This window comes from Paramesorhizobium deserti (assembly GCF_001558695.1).
Taxonomy (GTDB): domain Bacteria; phylum Pseudomonadota; class Alphaproteobacteria; order Rhizobiales; family Rhizobiaceae; genus Paramesorhizobium; species Paramesorhizobium deserti.
In genome coordinates, this window is the sequence record NZ_LNTU01000004.1 from 23,284 (window position 1) to 40,803 (window position 17,520).

The following is a 17,520-nucleotide window of genomic DNA, read 5'->3' on the forward strand; positions in this document are numbered from 1 at the left end:
TTATCCCAGATCAGGGAACCCCAACCAAGGAGGGCGATACGTGGTGCGGCTGTCTTATTCGTCATCGGCGCCGAGGTCTCCAGATAAAAAGGTCTCGATCAGACGGACGCGGTGGGCGATGCCGTTGCTGATGGATTCAACCATGTCTTGCGGGAAGCCGGAAGGAAGTGCATTGATCACGGCAGACGCCTGACGGGGTGCCTTGGCAGCGAGATCAGCAAACAGGCTGCGTATCAACGATGTGCCAATGCCGGCGATTTCTGCCGTCTGCACGAAATGCCGGGGGACGATGTCGTTGAGCGCATAGTGGCGGTTCTTGCCCACAGACATGGCGAGCTTGAATTTTTTGCGCACGATCTGATGGGCATCGAGGCTCGGTTGGGCGCTGAGCACATCATAGAGCGGCGTCATCTGGTAGCGTCCGCCGGGCGTCAGAAAGACGCTGAAATTCTTGGCGTGGCCGTCAGTCGCGCCCAACAGCCAGAAGATGATGTTGGCGCGCATGAAGGTCGCAATATCCTTATCCGGCGTATCACTGCCTCTGAGCAGTTCGAGAATCTCGCGCAGGCCGGGACCGCCATCGGATTGGTATTTGCGGGTCGGCGGTATGGAGAGTGCCTGGCAGCAATCTTCTTGCGGCAGGCGGATCAGGCGCTCATCCTTCGTCCAGCGCCGGTCGAAACGCTCCACAATCAGTGTGCGGCGTTCACCAAAGTCAGCGATCTCGACGGTGGCGACCGGCACGCCGAACGCTTCCAGCAGTTTGAGGCAGAGATATTCATTTTCGACACTGTTTGAGAGGTCGATCCCGTTGGGCAACTGGCCGATCTCGGGTTTCAGGATGTGGGTGGTGGCGGTCGTGCCGATCGGTTTGAACCACTGGCCGTCCTTGCGTAGCAGCGCCGTTTTCTCCTGCGCACCGGCAATAGAGATTCTGAAATCGTCATCCTCGCCCATGCCCAGTGGGGCAGCGGCAAGATTGTTGATGAGATCGGCAATGGCCTTGTCATCGACGTGTTGGCCGTCAGTGCCGCCGGTGGGGCCGGGATCGATTCCGTCTGGCAAAAATTGCAGCGCGCCAACACAGTCATGGCCGAGAGCGGTGAGCAGGCTGTAAGCGTCAGTGCCGTCCGCCCCGACACGTTCGGCAACACGCTTACGGATCGCGTCGCTGTCCGGCAGAAGATTGTCGAAGACATTGACCACCGGCACGCCGATATACCGATCTTCGCGCAGCGGCAGGGACAGGGAGACGGCGAAAGCGTTGTCCCAGGACAGCCAATCCGGGTCGTAGCGAAAATCGATCGCGCCCGTGGATTCGCGCCGCAGCACCCCGACCAAGCGGCCGTTCAGGAAGACATTGAGCGGGGCGTGGGTCCGGCGGCGGGCCATCAGAACAGGTCCTCGATGTCAGCGGCGTTTCCCTTGCTGCGTGGCCGGACCACCAGTTCAAGATCGAGCGCGGACAGCGCCGCCATCAGCGTGCGCAGCTGGACGGCCGGCTCACCGGCCTCTAATCGGGAGACCGTTCCCTGGCGTAAATGAATATGATCGCCGAGGCCTGACTGGGTCAGTCCGGCTTGTTTCCGGGCGCGGCGCAGGATAGCGCCGAGCTGCTTCTCGTTACGGGCGATGGAATCAGTCATGGGGCACCTCTACTACAACATACGCGAGTCCGTATAGATTGTGAATATGCGCGATTGCGTATATTAGCTGAATATACGCGTATGCGTGTAATGATGATTTAGACGCAAATGCGTATAACGGTCTTTGCCACTTGCGGCGCGGGCGTGGTTTGGGTACCCGAACACCCCGACATAGTTGCAGCTGTTCGCCAGCGGCCGGGGGCACTGGCTGATCCGCTGTCATTGAGCGCTGAGGGTATGTTCCTGCATCCGGTTGTGGGAGGCGATCTCGATGAGAGCGTCCAGATTCAGGGCCATCAGATCAGGTTTGCGACCGTCGATCTGATGCAGTCGGCATCGCCCATTTTGGCACGGCTTGGCGCGTTGATTGAGCCTGCGGAATGCGCCCTGGCCGCGTAACCATAATGCCAGTTAACATTTTGATTTCAATTTATTAACATAATTTACGTGTGATTGCACAACACAAAAAACTTGACATGAAGCCATGGCCCCACCGAACGAAAAGCTCGCCGATTCCTTAAGCGCCTTGCAGAAACTGCAAAGCGGGGGCAGCGCATATTCAAATCCAGCGACTTCAGCCGTGTCCATCGGGAGCGGCTTATGCAGCATGGCTTTCTGCGCGATGTCATCAAAGGGTGGCTCACGTCGAGCGGGCCGCAGACCCAGCCGGGAGACACCACACCATGGCGTGCGTCCTTCTGGGAGTTCTGCGCACGCTACTGCCGCGACCGTTTCGGCAATGACTGGTTCCTGTCACCGGAGCAGTCGCTCCTGCTGCACGCGGAAGCGACCGCGATCCCGCCGCAGGTCATCGCCAATAGTCCAAAAGGCGCCAACAACAACCTTCAGCTCCTCTTCGGCACCTCCCTCTATGATCTTAAGGTCAAGGAGATGCCCCCACCCGAGGACATGGCGGAGAAAAACGGCCTTCGCGTCTACGCAGCAGATGCCCGCCCTCGTGAAAGTGCCGGAAGCCTTTTTCCAACGGACACCTATCGAGGCGCAGGTCGTGCTGGCCGCCGTGCGCGACGTGTCCGGTATCCTTGGGCGCTTGCTTGATGGCGGACATTCCGCCATCGCCGGAGCGTTCCGCCGCATAAGCCGTACCAGCTTTGCCGACGAGATCATCAAAACCATGAAAAGCGCGGGCTACGGCGTTCGCGAAAGTGATCCCTTTGCCGAGCGGCCTTATGTGCCCGCCATCGTCGTGGGCGTGCCGCCCATTTGTCGCCCGGCTTAACGCCATCTGCGAAAGCCAGCGCGCGCCAGTGATGGAGATTTTTCCGAAGGCACCAAGGCTGCCCGCTGACAAAAGCAGCTACATGAAGTTCGTGGAGGACATCTATCAAAGCGATGCCTACCATTCGCTATCGATTGAAGGCTACAGCGTCACGCGCGCGGTTACTGGCAGGCCTTCCAGAAAGTCAAAGATTCCGTGGCCGCCATTCTCGATGGCGCGCCTGCTGGGGCGCTCGTACACGAGCAGCACCGGGAATGGTATCGCGAACTGTTCAGGCCGTCCGTGGTGGCGGGCATTCTCAAGCCGAGCGCCCTCGCCGGATATCGCAACCATCCGGTTTACCTGCGCGGATCGTGGCATGTGCCGCCCCGCCTAGAAGCAGTCCCGGAGGGCATGGATGCGCTCTTCGCCCTACTGGAAAAAGAGACCGAGCCCGCCGTCCGGACTGTGCTGGGGCACTGGCTTGTCGGCTACGTTCACCCCTATCCTGACGGCAATGGACGGATGGCGCGATTTCTTATGAATGCGATGCTGGCGTTGGGCGGGGCAAACCGCCGATGGCTCGCTCACGACCACCGCCTCGGCACCAGCACATCTCGACCGAAACAGCCGCCCCCGAGCATCCGCGCGACTTGCTCGGCCACACCTAGTGGCGCGACCGCGTGGAGTTCGAGCGGAACAGCAAGTTTGTGCGCATCGAGATACAGGGCGCAACGACATGTTTCATGGCGCGGCGGCTCCAAACATGCCGTGTATCGGTGATCCGGTAGTGCGCTACGGCCTGCCCGCGTCGCGGCACACTCCCCAGCTCGGCCTGTTCAGGGTCAGAAACCGAAGAGTTGGCGGGACTCCTCAGGTGTAATCCTACGTGTGCTGTTGTGTTCGCGCACGATCCTCCACCCGTCGCTAGTGCACCGCCACACGAGCGTCGAGCGCGCGCGAACCGAGATGATCGGCTGGCTCTCGGGTGGTTCGAGTCGCGCGGCGAATTCCAGTGTCGACGTCGACAGCTTATCGCCGGCGATCACCTCTGGGCCGTTCAGGACGAGGTGGTGGGCCCGGCGTAGCGCCTGGAACGACGATTCCCACAACGCGCGGTATTCCTCCGGCGAGCGAGCAATCTGGAAATCCGGAGACATGTCGTCATAGAGCACGACATCGTTGGCTTCCCAGTCATAGTACTTGCCGAGCTTTTCGCGGAAATCCCAGGATTGACCGGCGACCGGCTTGTCCCACCCGACAAGGATCCATTCCTTGTGGAGCTCTGGGACCGAATTTGCGCCTGAGGTTTGACACTGGGCGGCCGTCCCCGATTGCGCCTGCGCCACTGTTGGCGATGCAAGCGCCATGTTTGCGACCGCGATGAGCGAGAATAGACTGATACGCATGTTGATTTCCTTTCCGTCATGAACCGCTTCGCGAGGATTGCAAGAAAGGTAGATTCAAGTGACTGTTACGATAAGTCGCCCATTGCTTCCCACAATGGATAGTTTCACTAACCAATGCAGCCGGACTTCAACGCCTTGCCCGTATTTGCCCTGGTGGCCGAGGAACGGAGCTTTCGTGCGGCGGCCGGGCGGCTCGGTGTAACCCGCTCGGCGGTCAGCCAGACGATAAGGCGGCTCGAAGAGACATTGGGCACTGCGCTGGTCCGCCGAATGACGCGCAGCGTCAGCCTTACCGAGGCCGGCGAACACCTCCATGCGCAGGTGGCGCCAGCCATTGCCGAGATGCGGGCGGCGACCGAGGCAACCGGAAGCCTCAGCGGGCGCCCGCGCAGGCAATTGCGGCTGGCGGTCTCGTCGATCGCCGACCGCTTTCTTTCGGGGCCTCTCCTCGCGAACTTCATCGAGGCGAACCCGGACGTTCAGCTCGACATCGTGGTGACCGACGAGGAGTTCGACATTGTCGCCGAGGGCTACGACGCGGGTGTCCACCTTCGCGAGGTGATCGAGCAGGACATGATCGCGGTGCCGGTCAGCGGGGATGGACGCCAGCTCGCGGTCTGCTCGCCTGCCTACAGGGACCGCTTCGGCGTGCCTTCACATCCGCGGGAGCTCGCCGCCCACCGCTGCATCGGCTGGCGGCCGGCGCCCAAAGCCGCCCTACCGCTGGGAGTTCGCCGAGAACGGCAAGGAATTCAGCGTCTCGGTCGAGCCGGAAATCACCACCAACGACATGGCGCTGATGATCAAGGTGGCCGTCGTCGGCGCCGGCATCACCTTCGGCATGGAGGAGAGCTTTCGCGCGCCGATTAGCCGGGGCGAGCTCATTCCCTTCCTGGAGGACTTCTGCCCGCCTTTCGCCGGCTTCTATCTCTACTATCCGAGCCGCCGAAGTATCGCTCCGAGCTGCGCGCGCTGATCGACCATCTACGCGGCTTCGCTGGGCAACGCCGGAAGGAGGGCGGGCGTTAACGATAGCCTGAAGTAGCTCGCCACAATGTCGTGGTCATCGAGCGAGCCGACGATCTGCGGCGCGATCCACCGCCAAGCGGCCTTCGCAGAGCCATACGGCTCGGCAACGTGAGATCACGCCGCGGTAGCTTCGAGGGAATCGTGGACTTCTTGGAAGTCCGGTCTCCTGCTATCCGGGGGCGAACCTGAATGCACCGAGAGCATCATCCCGCGCCTGCATGCACCGGCTCTCCTTTTCCAAGTCGTCGGGCTCCGGCTGCCCGAGCAGGATGCGCAATGCGTTGCTACCCACCACCCGGCCGACGAAGGCCACAGCTGCCGCTGCCAGGCGATGGGCCCAACAAAATCATCATTTCCGCGATCTACACCGGGTCCCCTTGTTCCAGTGCGTCGACATAATCGCCGAGCGACGGCGAATGCAGTACGTAAGCACTTGAAGGGAAATTCGGGCGTACTCTCGGGTAGAGATTTCGGAGCAGTGAAATCGAAAAAATTAGTATTTTCCCTTATCTGTCGTGACTTGGCGTATCCTATCGCGCAAATCGGATGGGCTATTTGATCAGTTCCGAAGGCGGGGTTTCTTGTTTTTGCGCGACTAGGCGTGCCTGGGCCGAGAAATCAAACGGCGGTTTCTGTAGCATAATAGAGATAAAAGCGCCGCACATGTCGTGCGAGCTTTATGTCCGATAATGATGCGCAGACCATGAAATGCGGGGAAAATCACTGAATGAAGCCAGCATAGGCCTACTGGCGGTCTGCGGCAAGCATTTGAACCGAGTTCCCATCCACCTTCCGCCGTTCAAACCGCTTATCGATCACCCCTTCTTCCGCAAAGGAAGAGGAGAAGGTCCCCCTCCCCTGCTCGTCTATTTCCGCTACCCTCAAAGCTCGGATGCTGGATTTGCATCCCCGTCGCTGGTAGCGGAAGACAGCAGGTGATCATCACCACGCCCGCTTTCCGCGTCTGGCCGTTGAGAAAGAACACCCCGAACCGGGAATGGGAAGACGGGCGGTCATGCGAACGCTCGATCCTTGGTAGTGAGTTTGACCGCGGTCACAGGACCGTCCGTCCGGCGATTTCCGTCTCCGTCCGTTCCGCTTCGGGGAAGGCTAGGGATCGTCGCGGCAGCTTTAGGCTGCCACGTCCCGTCTCGGCCCTCCCCTTAAGTGCTCGTCCAGCACACACCGGGCGTAGTCCCGGCAGGGGAACCCTTGGACGGAGCCTCCCCGGACGACGGGATACGTTTTCCCGCCGTCGGAGGCGCCGGTTCTTCCCCGCGAGACCCGCCGTCGCGAGCCGCGTTCCCGCGGGAAGAACTGCGGGCAAGGATAAGGGCAGGGCGGGAACTGTGGGATAAGTTTTTGGGAAATTGGCGCCCAGCGACCGGCTCTGGCAGCCGGCATGGGCTGAGCATCAGTCACTGAGGGTTTCCATCCGTGCCGCAATTGGCTAGAAGGCCCTCCCGTTTCGATCACCGTGCGCAACTGCACCCAGCAACGTCCTGCGAGCTTTCCATGTCCCGTCTTCATTGTGGCGTCGATTTCGGCACCACCAATTCCACCGTCGGTCTGTGTGCGCCAGGCTGCGATCCGTTCCTGATTCCGGTCGAAGGCGGTGAAGTGACGATTCCCTCGGCGCTCTTCTTCAGCCTGGAGGATGGCAGCGTCCATTTTGGTCGCTCCGCGGTCCACGAATATATGGACGGCGCCGAAGGCCGCTTCATGCGCGCCCTCAAGTCCATCCTGGGCACCAGCCTGATCAAGGAGACGACCCAGATCGGCCGCAATCGCGTAACTTTCCAGGCATTGATCGGCTGGTTCCTGCGTCATCTGCGCGGCAGGCTGGAAGCGCAGAATGAGGACGCGCCGGAGCATGTCGTCCTCGGAAGGCCGGTCTTCTTCATCGACGGTGACGAGCAGGCAGACAGGGCGGCGCAGGACCAGCTCGAGGCGGCGGCGCGGGCGGAGGGCTTCAAGCATGTCGAATTCCAGTTCGAGCCTGTCGCGGCGGCGCTGCACTTCGAGCGAACGCTGAATGCCGAGGCGCTCGCCCTGGTCGTCGATATTGGCGGTGGCACATCAGATTTCTCGGTGCTGCGGCTTTCGCCCGCGAGAAGCGGCGCCAGTGATCGGCGCAACGACATCCTGAGTACGTCGGGCGTGCATGTCGGCGGCACGGATTTCGACCGACAGCTGAACATCGCCAGGGTGATGCCCGAAATGGGACTCGGCAGCAATACGAAGGACGGCAAGCGCCGGCTGCCGGTCTGGTATTTCAACGACATGGCGACATGGCACAAGATCAATCAGCTCTATACGGCCAAGACGATATACGACATCCAGTCATTGCAGCGCGAGGCAGCCGAACCAGAGAAGCTGGAGCGTTACCTGCATCTTCTGGAGCACAGGTCTGGCCACAGGCTGGCCGCCCAGGTGGAGAAGGCCAAGATCGAGCTGACCGACGCGAGCGCAGCGATCATCCGGCTGAAGGAACACGGCCTGTCGCTTGAAGTTCCCGTGACACGCGAAGCATTCGAGACGGCAAGCGCCGAGTTGGTGGTAAAAATCGGCGCGGCGATCGATGATGCCCTTCTTGGCGCAGGCGTCGGCGTTGAAGCCATCCAAACTGTGATTCTCACCGGCGGCGGCGCGCTGGTTCCACAGGTTCGTATAGCCGCCACCTCGCGCTTCCCCGATGCCCATATCGCTCAGGCTGATCAGTTCGGATCGGTAGGACTGGGGCTTGCCGTCGAAGCGGCGCGCCGCTTCGTCTAGCATGTCCCCCCCGGCAATTTCCGTTTTCGTGCGCCATCGGATTAGACGGCCGTCTAATTCGTCGATTACTCGTATTATTTCAATGAGATAAGTCATTTCTCAGGCCATGAAAGCAAGCGAAATGGCTTTAAATGCACCTTGTGGCACTCCTGGCTCGACAGTGCATGACATGCCCCCCCGGTTGAAACAGGCCCGGCTTCGCTTCGGTCAGCGAATCTGCAATATATTCGCGCCGACATGCAGCGGAACTGGCGGACATGCCCGCCGAAAGCCGGGCAGGGGCATCACCATTGCCCCAGGCCAATAGCAATTTCAACGGACGAGCCTTGAGGTTGTTGCCGGCCCCTTTCAGAAAAACTATTGAGGCCCGACAGCCACGCAATAGTCTTAACCTTTTATTAACCTAAAACTTCTTGCCGAGCCCGGAGAATCGGACATAATGACGGTATTAGCGAAAATTTCGCTCGAATGCCGTTACTTGAAGGTCTGAAAAAATGAATTTCTCCGCTCCCCAGCAAATGACACCCTTTGATGACATCATTTTGTCGCAGGGGCGCGAGATCTCCAAGCGGCTGAATCAGCTCCGTCTGGAGACCTTTCCGCCGAACGCATCAAAGACCCTGCGGCAGTTTTCGCTGGCGGAGGCAGCCTATTTCCTTGGCGTTTCCACCAGCAATCTGAAAAAGCTGCATCTGGAGGGAAAGGGTGTTGAGCCGCATATCCATGCCGGCGGCAGACGCACCTATTCGGCCGAGCAGATCATGGAACTGCGCCATTATCTCGATCGCAACGGCCGTGCGGACGTCAAGAAATATGTGCCGCATCGCCGCAATGGCGAAAAGCTCCAGGTCGTCGCCGTCGTCAATTTCAAGGGCGGCTCCGGCAAGACCACTACCGCCGCGCATCTCGCGCAGCATCTCGCCCTCACCGGTCACCGGGTTCTGGCCGTCGATCTCGATCCACAGGCCTCGCTTTCGGCCCTGCACGGCATCCAGCCAGAACTCGACAAATATCCCTCGATCTATGAGGCGATCCGCTATGACGCGGAGCGCAAGCCCATCGCTGATGTGATCCGCCCGACCAATTTCCCCGGGCTCAGCATCATTCCCGCATCGCTGGAGCTGCAGGAGTACGAATACGATACGCCGCTCGCCATGCAGGACCGGAATTCGACGGAGGGAAAGACCTTCTGGAACCGTATCGAGGCGGCGCTGCGCCAAGTGGACGACCAGTACGACATCATCGTGATCGATTGCCCGCCACAGCTTGGCTATCTTACGCTCACTGCCTTGTCCGCCGCCTCGTCGGTACTGATCACCGTCCATCCGCAGATGCTGGATCTCATGTCGATGTCGCAGTTCCTGCTGATGCTCGGCGATATCCTGAAGACCATTCGCAGGGCAGGCGGCGCGGTCGATCTCGACTGGTTCCGATATCTCGTCACACGCTATGAGCCAACGGATATTCCGCAGGCCCAGATGGTCGGCTTCATGCAATCCATGCTCGCAAAGCAGATGCTGAAGAACCAGATGCTGAAATCCACGGCGATTTCCGATGCAGGCCTGACGAAACAGACCCTCTACGAGGTCGAAAAATCCGGAATGACCCGGTCTACCTATGAACGCGCAATGGAATCACTCGAGGCCGTCAATTCGGAAATCCGGGAACTGATCCACCAGGCATGGGGAAGATCGAGATAGACTGCCGTCTAAATCAGGATTTTATGATGAAAAAACAGATGGCTAGAGACAATCAGGGAATGGGATCAAATGGCTAGGAAAAACATCTTCGACAGTCTGATGCGCGCGGAGCCGCCGGAATCTGCGGAAGACAGCCAGCAGGATTCCGGTTTTCGCAAATTCGGCGCGGCGAAATCCATTTCTTCCTCCATCGACGAGCTTGCGCGGCAGGCATCTAAGCTCACCGAGGGGGAGACGATCGTCGAAATCGACCCCGATTTGATCGATGGGTCATTCGTCTCGGACCGCATGAAGGCTGATGACCAGGCCTATCAGGAGCTGCTCGCGGCGGTGCGGGAGAGAGGTCAGGATACACCCGTCCTGGTGCGCCCGCATCCCGAGCAGAATGGCCGCTATATGATTGTCTTCGGCCATCGCCGGGTGAGGGTCGCCCGTGAGCTTGGCCGGCCCGTCCGTGCCGTGGTCAAGGCGCTGGCCGATATCGACCATATCATAGCCCAGGGCCAGGAGAACGCCGCCCGCGCCAATCTGACCTTCATCGAACGGGTGATGTTCGCCGAACGGCTGGAGACGCTCGGCTATGGGCGCGAGACGATCCAGTCGGCGCTATCGGTGGATTATCAGACGCTCAGCAAGATGCTGACCATCCCCAAGGCGATTCCGGCGAAGATCATTGAGGCGATCGGCCCAGCCAAGGGTATCGGGCGCGACCGCTGGCTGGAGCTGCGCAAGCTCATCGAACGGCCGAAAAATACCGAAATCGCATCCGATTTCGTGACGGACGAAGAATTTACAGCAGCCGATCAGGAGCAGCGCTTCGATCTGTTGTTCAATCATCTGAGCGGCGCCCGGAAAAAGCCGGTCAAGAAGGCGATCGAGCCGAAGAGCACACGTGCCTGGGCGGCTCCCGACAAGCAGGTTACCGGCGACATCCGCAATACCGGAAAGTCCTTCAGCCTGGCACTGAAAGCCCGGGATGCAGGCCGGTTTGGAGAATATCTGGCCGAGAATCTCGACCGTTTCTACGAGGATTTCCGGAATACGGAAAGAGCGAAACAAACAGGAGACTAGAAACCGCAAAAGAAAAAGGCCCCCAACGACGCAGTCGTGGAAGCCCTTCTCAGATGTAAGCAGTCAGAGAATCACATTTCCACGAATCACTGTCAAGAGTCTTTAGCGTCATTTGGCGAGCGGATTTCTTTTGCCTGATCGAAGGTGAAGGAAAATGGAGAGTGCTGGCATAACGACGCCCTTCGGGCGGCGAACGATGTCGCTTGCCATGATGGCAAGTCAGATCAAGGCGGACAAAATCCCCGAGGGCAAGAAAACCGACAAATGGCGGATCTATCGCTGGCTTTGCGAGGGTAAGACGATCATCGGCGTTTCAGACCGCTCGCTGGCGGTGTTGAACGCGCTTTTGAGCTTTTATCCCGAGACGGAATTATCCCAGGAACACGGCCTCGTCGTCTTCCCATCCAATGCGCAATTGGCACTGAGGGCGCATGGCATGGCTGACGCCACGCTGCGCCGGCATCTGGCCGCTCTGGTCGATTGCGGACTGATCATCCGCCGCGACAGCCCCAACGGCAAGCGTTATGCCCGGCGGGGCAGGGAAGGCGGCATTGACGAGGCCTTCGGCTTCTCGCTGGCCCCTTTGCTCGCGCGGGCGGAAGAGTTCGAGCAGGCGGCGGAACGGGTCCAGGCGGAAAACCGGGCCCTGAGGCTCGCAAGGCAGCGCATCACACTCCATCGCCGCGATATCCAGAAGCTGATCGAATCCGCCCGGGAAGAAGTCATCTCGGGGCCCTGGGATGCGCTGTGGGCGCAGTTCAGGGTGATTGTCGCGGCGATCCCGCGCCGGGCCATCCTCGCCGATCTGGAACCGATTGCGGCGCAACTGGCCGCCCTACGGGAGGAAATTGATAAGCTCTTGGAATCCCATGTGAATGCCGGAGAATTAAGCGGCATTGAATCCCAAAATGAACGGCAGCTATCTAATTCAGAATCAGAATCCTTCAATGAATCTAAATCAGATTTAGGAAAAGAACTGAATGAAGAACCGGTAACCGTTCAGTGCTCTGAAGAATCGTCCAAGACTTATCCGCTCGATCTCGTCCTGCGTGCGTGTCCGGAGATCACTGATTATGCCGCCAGCGGTATCGCCAACTGGCGCGATCTGATGGCAACGGCTGCACAGGTCAAAGGATATCTGGGCATTTCGTCCTCGGCTTATGACGATGCAACGCGCGTGCTCGGGCCGGAGAATGCCGCGGTAACGATTGCCTGCATCGTCCAGCGCGCCCAGCATATCCAATCCGCCGGCGCCTATTTGCGAACACTGACACAAAAAGCGCAGGCGGGAGAGTTCTCGATCGGACCGATGATCATGGCCGCCCTGAAGGCGAGCGGTACGGCCGCACGAATGACGGGATATAGCCAAGCCGAGAAGCGACAATAATGCGGTGCGTTTCGCAGGGGAAGTCCGCTAAGCTGGTCGATAATTCGGAAGAATTCCTGTATATTGATAGAAAGATAGCGATTCTGGACATTATCGGACATAGAGTGGATCCGACAGGTGCGGCGGTTTCAATTATAAAATATGCCAGAAAGCGCCGACATGAAATCCGTTCCGATTGGTTTTTCCGCCACGAATTGCCACGTCAATCCTGATTATCCCGTTCGATGACGAAGATGGCGGGGCTGCCGATCTCGCATAATTCTACTGATATGCTTTCGGTTTCGCATCAAAGCCGATCAGCTAATCCGCAGCCTTCCACGCTTCAACGAGAAGGAGCCGGACCTCTTCGTCGATATCATTGGCAGAGCGAAGCTCCATATGATGGGTATAACGGCCAGGCTTCGCTTCGGTGACTTCCTTCCAGCGGGAGGATCGGTCGCGTCGCAGTAGGTAGATCGATAGCGCCAGTGGCGGAACCTTGCCGTGGAGATATTGTCCTGGTTTCCAGACAGAAGCAAACGGATGTCTGCGATAGAAACCGATCTGGCTTTTGGAAATGCGTATCTGCGCCGCGCCGATCTCCCGGACCGCGTCCTTGATGGCTCGGTATATTGCGCGGGCGTCGAGGTGTTCCCTGAAGAATTGATCTTCCTGCATAGAAGGTACCCGCGTGCTTGGATCAGTTTTCCGCTTTCCATCGGCTGCCCGGTGACCTTGCGTTTGTTCAGAACGCTATCTCTTTCCGCGCCGCCACGCATTGCTCGCAGGTTTTGACGGTCACGGTGAAACTGCGAGGCCCTGTCCAACGTAGCGTCTGTGGCTCTATGGTCCAGTTCTCCGTTGAATCGTCTCCGGGAAAGTCCTGTGAATTGCCGCTTTCGGGATCGATCACATGAAGCCACGAGGCCTCCTCGCTCTTGTTGACCAGCGCGACATGCTGCTCGTCCGGGCTCCAGCTCTGCCATTGCTCGGGTCCGTAGCGTCCGGCGAAGATGTTTTGGAGCTTTGCTTTATCCCGATCGAGAACGAGCGTCTGCCAGCACAGCGCATCCGCTCCCGTGCCGTCGCATGCCTGGACGATGCGAAACCGGCCGGAAGGGGAGGGCGGGAACAGCATCATTTGCCTAGCGGCAATGGCTTTCTGGCCACCGCCGCTATCTTCGTAGGAGGCAACCAGCGGATCGGCGAGGGTTTGTCCGTCCAGGGTGAAAGTTCCCGTTCCGCTCAGCGCGAAACCGCAGGCCGGCGCATCGGACGTGACCTTGACGAACGTCGTCTTGCAGGTCGGATCCGCGTCCGATTGCGCATGGAGTTTTGAGGCGGCAATGCCCGCGGCGAGCAGGAGAGCTGAAAGGACTGCAAGCCCGGTCCTGTGCTTTCGTATCATCAGCATTCAGATCTTCTCCATCCTGTTTCACCGGCCCTTCTTACCACCTGCATGATGCCGCGGCATTCCTAAGAACTTCTTCGCCGACAGTTGGGCAACGGAGATGCACCTAAATCCGCTCCGGTTCGGGCGGTTTTCTGACGACGAGCAGGAACACCAGCAGGATGAAAACCGCCGCGTCGCTCCATAGCAGCGAGAAATAGCCTTTCCAGAGAACATCGATGACGCCGACGGCCATGGCGCCCAGAGCGGCATGCAGCGGAGAGCGGAAGCCGCCGACCACGGTTACGAAAAGGATCTTCAGGCTGAAAATGAGTCCGGTGCTGAAATTGATGCTTCCGTAATAAAGAGCGGCCAGAAAGCCGGTCAGCGCAACCAGCGCGTAGGAGGCGAACAAGGACGCGGTCCGTACAAAGGTGCAATCTATGCCACAGAAGGCGGCGGCGAGCGGATCGTCGCTGACGCTTCTCCAGATGCGGCCGGCTGCCGTCTTCTCCAGAACAAGCTGACACAGGCCTATGACGATCGTCACGGCAATGATCTCGATCACCTGCAACTGCGTGAGCGTTACGGACCAGGCTTGGCCGGCGATATGGACCGGCGAAGACAATATCGGCGGAAGCCAATAGTCGCGGCTTTCGGCCGACAGGCGCGACAGCTCCACGAGAAAGAGGGCGAAGCCGAGACTTGCAACCAGCATTGAGGTGCGCGGCGCTCCCGCCAGCGGCCGGTAGATATAACGCGCGACGGCGAAGGCCATGACCCCGCAGGCGGCAAGTGTCGCCAGCGCAGCGAAACCGAGTGCGGCGGGCAATGTCAGCCAGAGCACCGACCAGCCGAAGCCCGTCGCCAGGATGAAGGACTGGCCGGAGAAGGCAAAGACCGCGCCATAGGAAAGATCGGTGCGCCCCGTCAGCCCGTGGACGAGCACATAGGCATAGGCGAGCAGCGCGAAGAGCGCGCCCACATGCAGTCCGCTCGCCAGGAGTTGAAGGAAATAGCTCATGCCACTCAATCCGGTTTCACGAAACCTAACTTGTAAAATGCATTTTACCAGTTATAATTTTTCCATGGCAATCGAATGGAACGAGCATCGCTTCAGCGGGGGCGCCCTGGCGCTCGATATGGTGAACACGGTGATCTATCGTGAGATGCCCGACCGTCGTTTCGACCGTTTTGAGGACAGAGAGGAAATTCCCCGTTTTGCGGAAGCCGCGGTCCGATATCGCGCCGAAGAACTTGGCGGCGCGGTGCTGATGCCGCCTGGCAACGAAACGGAGACCGGCGAGATGCTGTCGCTGCGCGAGGCGATCAACGCGCTCTTTCGCCGGACGGCGATCGAGGGGGCGGCGGTCGGTGCAGGCGCTCTCGCCGCCTTTCTTTCGCGTGGGGCGGTCCTGACGCACCGGCTTCCGCCTGAAATGGCGCTGCCGCTCGGCCCTGATTTGCGGGAAGGAAAAATCTTGCCGCTCGGCGCGGCTGCATTCCTTTCCGGCCTGCGGCTGATCCAGCCGGAACGCCTGTCGCGCATCCGCGTCTGCCCCAATTGCCATTGGCTTTATATCGACAACAGCCGCAACCGCAGCCGCCGCTGGTGCGACATGAATGTCTGCGGCAACCGGGCGAAGGCCAAGCGTCACTACGAGCGCAAGCGTGCCGGGACTGGAAAAGACCGTGCATCGCATTGAGGATCGGAAAATAACGGGTTGGGCGAGCGCGAGCGCCCTTATCCTGATCCTCATAATGACGCTAATTGCCGGATGCCGGGATGTGCCGGCGGAAAATCATGTCGAAATCAATGGCAGGCTCTTCGTCTTCAACTACCGCAATGCCGTCGCCACCTATCTCGTTACGCTTGCCAAACTGCGGCCGTTGCCGGAGGGCACCGAGTTTGAAGCGGAGTTCGAGAACCCGGCCGGTGGCCCGCCGCTCTTAAAACGCCAAAAAATCTGGCCGACGCTCGACAGGATCACCGTCGAAAGCCCGCCTGTCCACTGTGTCGTCGCTGATCGGCCCTATCAGGTGACGATCCGCATCCTGGATAAGGAAGGCAAAGAACTGCAACGTGTAGAGACGACGCTGATCTCCGACACGGATCAATCGGTATTGCCGGACCGGCCTCTGGTCGTCGGCCCGTTCTATGATCCCAATCCGGAACTGGCGGGCCATCCCGATGGAAAGCTCCCGCAGGGAAACGGCGTCGCCTGTCCCGCCGCGAAGAATGGTAACGCATCGGGATAATCCGGAGCAAATCCGCCCGTAACCCAGATGTTCATGCGGCTTCGCTTTGCCGTGATGCGCTGAAAAGATTGCGGCCGAAATTACGCGCAGTCTCGAGATGATGAGACATATCCCCCGTTTCCGACGGCAGCAGGAGCTCGGATGTCACGACCGGTGCGCCGCAATAATCGAATATCCCATGATCGATCTGCGTTCTCATGGCCCCGAAATAGCCGTGCCGCGCGTAGGTGCGCAGATCGGCGCCGCCGATGGCCACCAGATGGATCCGGAGATGCTGAAGCTTCTTCACCACTCTGGTTTCGAAATCGTCGTCATAAGCCCAGCCATTGGCGAAGACGCGATCGATCCATCCCTTGAGGAGCCCTGGCATCGACCACCAATAGACGGGATAGACCAGCACGAGGGCATCGGCGCGGTCGATCCTCGCCTGCTCGGCGGCGACATCGGCCGGAGGCGGCGCTTTTCTGAGATGGAGGGCAATGTCAGCCGCGGTATAGCGGGGATCGAACCCCTCCGCCGCAAGATCGGCTATCTCGAAGGAGTTGCCGGGGAACAGGGAGACGCCCTCGGCAAGATGCGCGGCGGCGCTATGGGTGAACGATCCGCGGTCAGGGTGCGAGGCAACGATAAGCGTATGCATGGCAAACTCCAGTGGACTGGTTGCAAAGGAAGGACGGGTCTTATATACTTTTAGTAAGTTACTATTGGTATATAAGCATGTCAAGTCAGGCCAGAGAACAGACATCCAGTGCGCAGCCGCGTCGCCGTCTGGCGAGGGAGGATCGGCACCGCCAGCTTCTGGATGTCGCATGGCGGCTGATCCGGGAAGAGGGGACGGAAGCCCTGACGCTCGGGCGGCTTGCGGAGCAGGCGCATGTGACGAAGCCGGTCGTTTATGACCATTTCGGCACACGGTCGGGATTGCTGATGGCGCTCTATCAGGAATTCGACGCACGCCAGACCACGATCATGGATTCCGCGCTCCAGGCGAGTGAGCCGACACTGGCGGCCAAGGCGGCGGTGATCGCCTCGTCCTATGTCGATTGCGTGCTTCTGCAGGGCCGTGAGATACCGGATGTGATCGCGGCGCTCGCCGGTTCGCCGGAGCTTGAAAGAACCAAGCGTCAATACGAGGCGGCGTTCATCGAAAAATGCCGGGTCCTGCTTGCACCCTTCTCGGCAACCGGTGACATCGCCTCCGCCGGTCTTTGGGGAATGCTCGGTGCGGCCGAGGGTCTATCCTGCGCGGCCGCGGCCGGAGACATCACGGCCGCGCAGGCGAAAGACGAACTCTACGAAATCATCATTGCGATGGTCGCAAGAAGTGCCGGCGGTCATGTCATGTCGCCAGACCCTGGTCCGCTGCGTGATCGATTCTGAGCTGATACTGATTTGTCGTGCACGCGCCGGCGGATAATGCCGACATCAGGATTATGCCGGTATCCGCGTTGTGGAGCCGAAAGCAGTGGCTTCTGGTTCGATGATGTAGGCATAATCAGAGCGATCTAGGGAAGATGAAAGATCGGACCCTGTTGCAGCCGTCCCCATTTTGCTCGCGCTACGGCACAAATCGGCCGGGGCGCATACCGTCTTGGGCTTTGCCCTCGAAAGCTGACGCCTGCTGGAAATCATCATTTATGGTCCAACAAGATTATT

19 protein-coding genes and 1 pseudogene are annotated in these 17,520 nt (G+C 59.5%); 12 read left to right on the forward strand and 8 right to left on the reverse strand.

Going from position 1 to position 17,520, the window contains the following annotated elements:
- Nucleotides 1-54: 54 nt before the first annotated feature.
- The gene (locus tag ATN84_RS08275) at nt 55-1,392 is read right to left on the reverse strand and encodes a type II toxin-antitoxin system HipA family toxin (RefSeq protein ID WP_068881206.1); all 1,338 of its coding nucleotides are present in this window, start codon (nt 1,390-1,392) and stop codon (nt 55-57) included.
- On the reverse strand, nt 1,392-1,646 hold the full coding sequence (locus ATN84_RS08280; RefSeq protein WP_068881208.1) for a helix-turn-helix domain-containing protein: 255 nt from the start codon (nt 1,644-1,646) through the stop codon (nt 1,392-1,394). The genes ATN84_RS08275 and ATN84_RS08280 overlap by 1 nt, the downstream gene beginning before the upstream one ends.
- Before the next feature lie 108 nt (nt 1,647-1,754).
- On the opposite strand from ATN84_RS08280, the gene ATN84_RS26755 reads away from it, so the two are divergent.
- From ATN84_RS26755 to ATN84_RS27710, 3 genes are all read left to right on the forward strand, one after another.
- Entirely contained in the window at nt 1,755-2,045 is a 291-nt protein-coding gene (locus tag ATN84_RS26755) for a hypothetical protein (protein WP_153020157.1), read from the forward strand.
- Nucleotides 2,046-2,246: 201 nt separating this feature from the next.
- Entirely contained in the window at nt 2,247-2,705 is a 459-nt protein-coding gene (locus ATN84_RS27705) for a hypothetical protein (RefSeq protein ID WP_244491025.1), read from the forward strand.
- Nucleotides 2,656-2,886 (forward strand): hypothetical protein, encoded by a 231-nt coding sequence (locus ATN84_RS27710; RefSeq protein ID WP_244491026.1) that lies wholly within the window; start codon nt 2,656-2,658, stop codon nt 2,884-2,886. Before ATN84_RS27705 ends, ATN84_RS27710 begins: the two co-directional genes overlap by 50 nt.
- Before the next feature lie 141 nt (nt 2,887-3,027).
- Here ATN84_RS27710 and ATN84_RS27715 read toward each other — a convergent pair whose 3' ends face one another.
- A complete protein-coding gene (locus ATN84_RS27715; protein ID WP_244491033.1) occupies nt 3,028-3,219 on the reverse strand; it encodes a hypothetical protein in 192 nt (63 codons plus the stop codon).
- Between ATN84_RS27715 and ATN84_RS27720 the strand changes: the two genes are divergently transcribed.
- Nucleotides 3,172-3,648, forward strand: a complete 477-nt coding sequence (locus tag ATN84_RS27720) for a Fic family protein (RefSeq protein ID WP_244491031.1) — start codon at nt 3,172-3,174, stop codon at nt 3,646-3,648. The genes ATN84_RS27715 and ATN84_RS27720 overlap by 48 nt on opposite strands.
- 62 nt (nt 3,649-3,710) lie before the next feature.
- Here ATN84_RS27720 and ATN84_RS08290 read toward each other — a convergent pair whose 3' ends face one another.
- Nucleotides 3,711-4,274: a YybH family protein gene (locus tag ATN84_RS08290; RefSeq protein WP_244491027.1), complete on the reverse strand. Its 564-nt coding sequence runs from the start codon at nt 4,272-4,274 to the stop codon at nt 3,711-3,713.
- Between the two features lie 114 nt (nt 4,275-4,388).
- Between ATN84_RS08290 and ATN84_RS08295 the strand changes: the two are divergent.
- The 5 genes and pseudogenes from ATN84_RS08295 (at nt 4,389) to repC (ending at nt 12,236) form a co-directional block, all read left to right on the forward strand.
- Nucleotides 4,389-5,303 (forward strand): annotated as a pseudogene (locus ATN84_RS08295) (LysR family transcriptional regulator).
- Nucleotides 5,304-6,818: 1,515 nt separating this feature from the next.
- Nucleotides 6,819-8,078: an Hsp70 family protein gene (locus ATN84_RS08300; protein WP_068881209.1), complete on the forward strand. Its 1,260-nt coding sequence runs from the start codon at nt 6,819-6,821 to the stop codon at nt 8,076-8,078.
- A 494-nt stretch (nt 8,079-8,572) separates the two neighbouring features.
- Nucleotides 8,573-9,778, forward strand: coding sequence for a plasmid partitioning protein RepA (repA, locus tag ATN84_RS08305; RefSeq protein WP_068881211.1), 1,206 nt, complete (start codon nt 8,573-8,575; stop codon nt 9,776-9,778).
- 69 nt (nt 9,779-9,847) lie between these two features.
- The gene (gene repB, locus ATN84_RS08310; protein WP_068881212.1) at nt 9,848-10,849 is read left to right on the forward strand and encodes a plasmid partitioning protein RepB; all 1,002 of its coding nucleotides are present in this window, start codon (nt 9,848-9,850) and stop codon (nt 10,847-10,849) included.
- Between the two features lie 154 nt (nt 10,850-11,003).
- Nucleotides 11,004-12,236: a plasmid replication protein RepC gene (repC, locus tag ATN84_RS08315; RefSeq protein WP_068881213.1), complete on the forward strand. Its 1,233-nt coding sequence runs from the start codon at nt 11,004-11,006 to the stop codon at nt 12,234-12,236.
- Between the two features lie 300 nt (nt 12,237-12,536).
- On the opposite strand, the gene ATN84_RS08320 is transcribed toward repC, so the two are convergent.
- The 3 genes from ATN84_RS08320 to ATN84_RS08330 all read right to left on the reverse strand — a co-directional run bounded on the left by ATN84_RS08320 (nt 12,537) and on the right by ATN84_RS08330 (nt 14,629).
- Entirely contained in the window at nt 12,537-12,893 is a 357-nt protein-coding gene (locus ATN84_RS08320) for a DUF5655 domain-containing protein (RefSeq protein WP_068881214.1), read from the reverse strand.
- 67 nt (nt 12,894-12,960) lie between these two features.
- Complete coding sequence (locus ATN84_RS08325) at nt 12,961-13,629, reverse strand: TolB-like translocation protein (protein ID WP_068881215.1); 669 nt, start codon at nt 13,627-13,629, stop codon at nt 12,961-12,963.
- 103 nt (nt 13,630-13,732) lie between these two features.
- Nucleotides 13,733-14,629, reverse strand: coding sequence for a branched-chain amino acid ABC transporter permease (locus ATN84_RS08330; protein ID WP_068881216.1), 897 nt, complete (start codon nt 14,627-14,629; stop codon nt 13,733-13,735).
- A 64-nt stretch (nt 14,630-14,693) separates the two neighbouring features.
- Between ATN84_RS08330 and ATN84_RS08335 the strand changes: the two genes are divergently transcribed.
- On the forward strand, nt 14,694-15,311 hold the full coding sequence (locus ATN84_RS08335; protein ID WP_082766177.1) for a CGNR zinc finger domain-containing protein: 618 nt from the start codon (nt 14,694-14,696) through the stop codon (nt 15,309-15,311).
- 55 nt (nt 15,312-15,366) lie between these two features.
- Nucleotides 15,367-15,864, forward strand: coding sequence for a hypothetical protein (locus tag ATN84_RS08340; protein WP_068881256.1), 498 nt, complete (start codon nt 15,367-15,369; stop codon nt 15,862-15,864).
- A 31-nt stretch (nt 15,865-15,895) separates the two neighbouring features.
- On the opposite strand, the gene ATN84_RS08345 is transcribed toward ATN84_RS08340, so the two are convergent.
- Complete coding sequence (locus ATN84_RS08345) at nt 15,896-16,504, reverse strand: NAD(P)H-dependent oxidoreductase (RefSeq protein WP_068881218.1); 609 nt, start codon at nt 16,502-16,504, stop codon at nt 15,896-15,898.
- Nucleotides 16,505-16,581: 77 nt separating this feature from the next.
- Between ATN84_RS08345 and ATN84_RS08350 the strand changes: the two genes are divergently transcribed.
- On the forward strand, nt 16,582-17,244 hold the full coding sequence (locus ATN84_RS08350) for a TetR/AcrR family transcriptional regulator (RefSeq protein WP_068881219.1): 663 nt from the start codon (nt 16,582-16,584) through the stop codon (nt 17,242-17,244).
- The last annotated feature ends 276 nt before the right edge of the window (nt 17,245-17,520 follow it).

Excerpts from the sequence above, each read along its gene's own strand:
- ATN84_RS08275 (WP_068881206.1), bottom strand. The coding sequence starts at position 1,392 with ATGGCCCGCCGCCGGACCCACGCCCCGCTCAATGTCTTCCTGAACGGC.
- ATN84_RS08280 (WP_068881208.1), bottom strand. The coding sequence starts at position 1,646 with ATGACTGATTCCATCGCCCGTAACGAGAAGCAGCTCGGCGCTATCCTG.
- ATN84_RS26755 (WP_153020157.1), top strand. The coding sequence starts at position 1,755 with ATGCGTATAACGGTCTTTGCCACTTGCGGCGCGGGCGTGGTTTGGGTA.
- ATN84_RS27705 (WP_244491025.1), top strand. The coding sequence starts at position 2,247 with ATGCAGCATGGCTTTCTGCGCGATGTCATCAAAGGGTGGCTCACGTCG.
- ATN84_RS27715 (WP_244491033.1), bottom strand. The coding sequence starts at position 3,219 with ATGGTTGCGATATCCGGCGAGGGCGCTCGGCTTGAGAATGCCCGCCAC.
- ATN84_RS08290 (WP_244491027.1), bottom strand. The coding sequence starts at position 4,274 with ATGCGTATCAGTCTATTCTCGCTCATCGCGGTCGCAAACATGGCGCTT.
- ATN84_RS08300 (WP_068881209.1), top strand. The coding sequence starts at position 6,819 with ATGTCCCGTCTTCATTGTGGCGTCGATTTCGGCACCACCAATTCCACC.
- repA (WP_068881211.1), top strand. The coding sequence starts at position 8,573 with ATGAATTTCTCCGCTCCCCAGCAAATGACACCCTTTGATGACATCATT.
- repB (WP_068881212.1), top strand. The coding sequence starts at position 9,848 with ATGGCTAGGAAAAACATCTTCGACAGTCTGATGCGCGCGGAGCCGCCG.
- repC (WP_068881213.1), top strand. The coding sequence starts at position 11,004 with ATGGAGAGTGCTGGCATAACGACGCCCTTCGGGCGGCGAACGATGTCG.
- ATN84_RS08320 (WP_068881214.1), bottom strand. The coding sequence starts at position 12,893 with ATGCAGGAAGATCAATTCTTCAGGGAACACCTCGACGCCCGCGCAATA.
- ATN84_RS08325 (WP_068881215.1), bottom strand. The coding sequence starts at position 13,629 with ATGCTGATGATACGAAAGCACAGGACCGGGCTTGCAGTCCTTTCAGCT.
- ATN84_RS08330 (WP_068881216.1), bottom strand. The coding sequence starts at position 14,629 with ATGAGCTATTTCCTTCAACTCCTGGCGAGCGGACTGCATGTGGGCGCG.
- ATN84_RS08335 (WP_082766177.1), top strand. The coding sequence starts at position 14,694 with ATGGCAATCGAATGGAACGAGCATCGCTTCAGCGGGGGCGCCCTGGCG.
- ATN84_RS08340 (WP_068881256.1), top strand. The coding sequence starts at position 15,367 with ATGACGCTAATTGCCGGATGCCGGGATGTGCCGGCGGAAAATCATGTC.
- ATN84_RS08345 (WP_068881218.1), bottom strand. The coding sequence starts at position 16,504 with ATGCATACGCTTATCGTTGCCTCGCACCCTGACCGCGGATCGTTCACC.
- ATN84_RS08350 (WP_068881219.1), top strand. The coding sequence starts at position 16,582 with ATGTCAAGTCAGGCCAGAGAACAGACATCCAGTGCGCAGCCGCGTCGC.